Below are 3,371 nucleotides of genomic sequence, written 5' to 3' on the forward strand. Positions count from 1 at the left end.
GGGCGGGCGCCCGCCCGAGCTGATCAACCAGGTGCGCGACGGGGTGGTGGATCTGGTCTGGACCGCAAACGGCTATACGCCGGGGCTGTTCCCGCGGACCGAAGTCATTGAATTGCCGTTCGTTTATCTCAACGACCCCGGGGCGGCGAACCTTGCCCTGCACGAGATGTTCGAGACCGATCTGAAACCCGATTTCCCCGGTGTCGAGGTGATGTTCCTGCATGTCCATGCCGGCCATGCGATCGTGATGCGCGATGCCGCGATCCGCAGCCCGGCCGATTTCGCGGGCCGCAAAATGCGCATCCCCACCCGCACCGGCGCCTGGGTGCTGGAGGCGCTGGGCGCGGTGCCGGTGGCGATGCCGGTGCCCGACCTGCCGCAGGCGATGTCGAAGGGCGTTGTCGAAGGCGCGCTGATCCCGTTCGAGATCGTGCCCGCGCTGAAATTGCAGGAACAGGCCGGGCAATATGTCGAACTGGCCGACCGCACCCGGCTGGGCACGCTGTCCTTCCAGATGTCGATGAACAAGGCACGCTGGGACAGCCTGCCGCCCGATATCCAGCAGGCGTTCCGCGATGCCTCGGGGCCGGACTGGCTGGCCGAACTGGGGCGTATCTGGCGCGGCACCGAGGATGGCGGCATCGCCATGGCCGAGGCTGCGGGCAGGACCCATGTCACCCTGACCGACGATGAAACCGCCGCCTTCCGCACGGTGCTGGAGCCGGTAGTGGAACGCTGGATCGCGGATGTCTCGGCAAGGGGCATCGACGGGGCGGCGCTGGTCGACCGGGCGCGGGACCTGATCGCGAAGTACGGGACCGAGTGATGAGCGACGCCGCGCTGGCCGGACGGCAGGGCTTCGCCGCGCTGGTCGCGGCGCTGGTCACCGGCTGGGCGCTGATCGGCGGGCTGGTTCTGGTCGCGGTGATCGCGATGAACGTGGTCTCGGTGATCGGCGGCCTGGTCTGGAAGCCCTTTGCCGGCGATTTCGAGATGACGCAGGTTGGCGTCGCGGTTGCGGTCTTTGCCTTCCTGCCCTGGTGCCAGTTGACCCGCGCCAATGTCAGCGCCGACATCTTCACCATGCGCGCTTCGCCGCACTGGGTGGCGCGGCTGGGGCTGGTGGCCTCTGCCGTGGCGCTGGTCTTTGCCGCGCTGCTATTGTGGCGGATGTCGCAGGGCATGGCCGACCAGCGGGCCTATGGCACCACCACCACGATCCTGCAATTCCCGGTCTGGATCGCCTTCGTGCCGGTCCTCGTCTCGCTGGCGCTTCTGGCGCTGGCAAGCCTTGTGACGTTGTTCGAGGATGCACGCGCCGCGCGCCGGGGCGCCGATGGCTGAGGCGCTGTCGCTGGGGCTGACGGGGCTTGCGGCGCTGGTCTTGCTGATCGCGCTGCGCATGCCCATCGCCTATGCGATGATTCTGGTGGGCGCTGTCGGGATCGTGGCGCTGAACGGGCCTGCGCTGATGCTGAACCAGCTCAAGACGCTGGCCTGGGGGCAGTTCTCGATCTACGACCTGTCGGTGGTGCCAATGTTCGTGCTGATGGGCGCGCTGGCGGCCCGCGCGGGGCTATCGGCGGCGCTGTTCCGGGCGGGCAATGCCTGGCTTGGCTGGATGCGGGGCGGCACGGCGATGGCGGCGATCGCGGCCTGCGCGGGCTTCGGCGCGGTCAGCGGCTCGTCGCTGGCGACCGCCTCGACCATGGGCAAGGCCGCCCTGCCCGAGTTGAAACGCTCGGGCTACTCGGGCGCGCTGGCGACCGGCACGCTGGCGGCGGGGGGCGTTCTGGGCATCCTGATCCCGCCTTCGGTGGTGCTGATCGTCTATGCGATCCTCGTCGAGGCGAATATCGTCACGATGTTCCTGGCCGCGATGCTGCCCGCGGCGCTGGCGGTTGTGCTGTTCCTGCTGACCATCGCCGCCTATGTCGCGATCCGCCCGGGCGCGGGGCCTGCGGCGGGGGCGGCGAATCGGGCCGAGTTCCGCGCGGCCACGCTGGGCGTCCTGCCGGTGCTGGGGATCTTTGCGCTGGTGCTGGGGGGGATCTATGCGGGGTTCTACAACCCCACGCCGGGGGCCGCGGTCGGGGTGGCGCTGGTCTGGCTTTACGGCGCGCTGCGCGGGCGGCTGCGGCTGCGCGAGATGCGCGCCGCCCTGCTTGAGACCGCCTCGATCACCGGGATGATCTACCTGATCCTGCTGGGCGCGGAGCTGATGAAGATCTTCCTTTCCCGGGCGGGCCTGCCGCAGGCCGCGGCCGAGTGGTTTCTGGCAACGGGCATGGCACCGATGGCCGTTCTGATTCTGGTGCTGCTGGCGCTGATCCTGCTGGGCTGCCTGATGGACAGCCTGTCCATGATCCTTCTGGTGGTGCCGTTCTTATGGCCGGTGCTGGTCGCGATCAATGGCGGGCCGTGGCAGGGGGCCGAGGGCGCAGGCTTCGGGATGAGCACCGAGGATCTGAAGATCTGGTTCGGCATCCTTGCGCTGGTCGTGGTGGAACTGGGGCTGATCACGCCGCCGGTGGGGATGAATGTCTTCGTGATCTCGGCCATCGCGCAGGACACGCCGATGATCGACACCTTCAAGGGGGTCGCGCCGTTCTTCGGGGCGGAACTGATCCGGGTCGGGCTGTTGCTGGCCTTTCCGGCGCTGGTGCTGTGGCTGCCGCGGATGGTCGGCGGATAGAAGATTGCGGGGCGCGGCGAGGCGGGCTAACGGACGGCCCTGACAAGCGGAGGGGGCCATGGGTCATGTCGTTCTGGTGACGGGGGGCGCACGGTCGGGCAAGAGCACCCGGGCCGAGGCGCGGGTCTCTGCCCTGCCGGGCAAGCGGGTCTATATCGCCACCGCCCGGCCCGACGATGCCGAGATGCGCGAGCGCATCGCCCGCCATGCCGCCCGGCGCGGTGCGGGGTGGGTCACGGTCGAGGAACCGCTGGACCTGGCCGGTGCGCTTGACCGGACAGACGGGCGCGGGCCGCGGCTGGTCGATTGCCTGACGCTGTGGCTGTCGAACCTGATATTCGCGGGCCGCGACTGGGAACCCGAGGCCGCGGCACTGGTGGCGGCGCTGGCGCGCCAGCAAGGCCCGGTGGTGCTGGTCTCGAACGAGGTGGGCATGGGGATCGTGCCCGAGAACGCGCTGGCCCGTGCCTTCCGCGATGCGCAGGGTTGGCTGAACCAGCGCGTTGCGGGCGCGGCGGACGAGGTGGAATTCGTGGTCTCGGGCCTGCCGCTGAAGGTCAAGTAGGCCGCCCTGCGTCTATATGACTGCGACTCATAATCATCGTGACAAAGATGAGGTGGACTGCGGGCGAGCGACAGTCTAGACGCCGCACATGACGCAGCACGCCCACCCCCC

The 3,371-nt window shown here is 69.0% G+C and carries 4 protein-coding genes; all 4 read left to right on the forward strand.

All coding sequences use genetic code 11. From position 1 onward, the window contains the following. Nucleotides 1–826 (forward strand): TRAP transporter substrate-binding protein (locus tag ENN83_RS03145; protein ID WP_287184005.1); only part of this gene is annotated, 826 nt, incomplete at its 5' end. After that, nucleotides 826–1,344 (forward strand): TRAP transporter small permease, encoded by a 519-nt coding sequence (locus ENN83_RS03150; protein ID WP_287184008.1) that lies wholly within the window; start codon nt 826–828, stop codon nt 1,342–1,344. The genes ENN83_RS03145 and ENN83_RS03150, both read left to right, overlap by 1 nt. Beyond that, nucleotides 1,337–2,695, forward strand: a complete 1,359-nt coding sequence (locus ENN83_RS03155; protein ID WP_287184010.1) for a TRAP transporter large permease — start codon at nt 1,337–1,339, stop codon at nt 2,693–2,695. Before ENN83_RS03150 ends, ENN83_RS03155 begins: the two co-directional genes overlap by 8 nt. A 58-nt stretch (nt 2,696–2,753) precedes the next feature. Beyond that, the gene (cobU, locus tag ENN83_RS03160; protein WP_287184013.1) at nt 2,754–3,260 is read left to right on the forward strand and encodes a bifunctional adenosylcobinamide kinase/adenosylcobinamide-phosphate guanylyltransferase; all 507 of its coding nucleotides are present in this window, start codon (nt 2,754–2,756) and stop codon (nt 3,258–3,260) included. Nucleotides 3,261–3,371: the final 111 nt, after the last annotated feature.

Source organism: Rhodovulum sp. (assembly GCF_011048875.1).
GTDB lineage: Bacteria > Pseudomonadota > Alphaproteobacteria > Rhodobacterales > Rhodobacteraceae > Rhodovulum > Rhodovulum tesquicola.